At 44.5% G+C, this 521-nt stretch carries 1 pseudogene; it reads left to right on the top strand.

The annotated features are described in order from the left end of the window. Positions 1-252: 252 nt before the first annotated feature. Positions 253-521 (top strand): annotated as a pseudogene (locus ACFINZ_RS12145) (phage tail tape measure protein); the annotation flags it as partial.

The raw sequence follows: 521 nt of genomic DNA, 5'->3' as shown, positions 1-521 counted from the left end.
TGAATCTATTGAATTGATTGATCGAGTTGATGTGATGGATATTGTCGCAATATTGAAGGCTTTTTTTGCTTTTTTTACGCAACGCCAATCCTCTCTGCCAGACAATTTGGGGCAGAACTAGCCCTTTATTATCACTGGGCGCCTTCAGAGATTAACCAGATGGATTGGCTGGATGTGATTGCCTATCGAGAAGAACTCGCACGCTTTAAAGCCCAAGAATATGAAAGTCATCAGTTAGGATAAGAGACGATCATGGATGTTTCCCTTGTTGTGCGTTTTGTTAATCATCTGCAAGAGGGGATCGCTTCTGCCAAGCGGGATCTTGCAGCCTTTAGTTCAGATGTTGCACATTTCCAAAACAAGACAAGGCAGCATTTTAAAGGGTGGTTTGACCCTGAGCATCTTGAGGATGCGACAAAGAATGCGGAAAATGCTTTTAACCATGCGCGGGGGCGCATGGTGGGTGCCATTGCGCAAACAGCAACCTTAATTGCACCGCTCTATAAAGCCATGCAATTTGA

This window comes from Bartonella sp. AA81SXKL (genome assembly GCF_042196945.1).
Lineage (GTDB): Bacteria > Pseudomonadota > Alphaproteobacteria > Rhizobiales > Rhizobiaceae > Bartonella.
The sequence above is the reverse complement of the archived record's forward strand: the minus strand, read 5'-3'. Positions and strand labels throughout refer to the sequence as shown.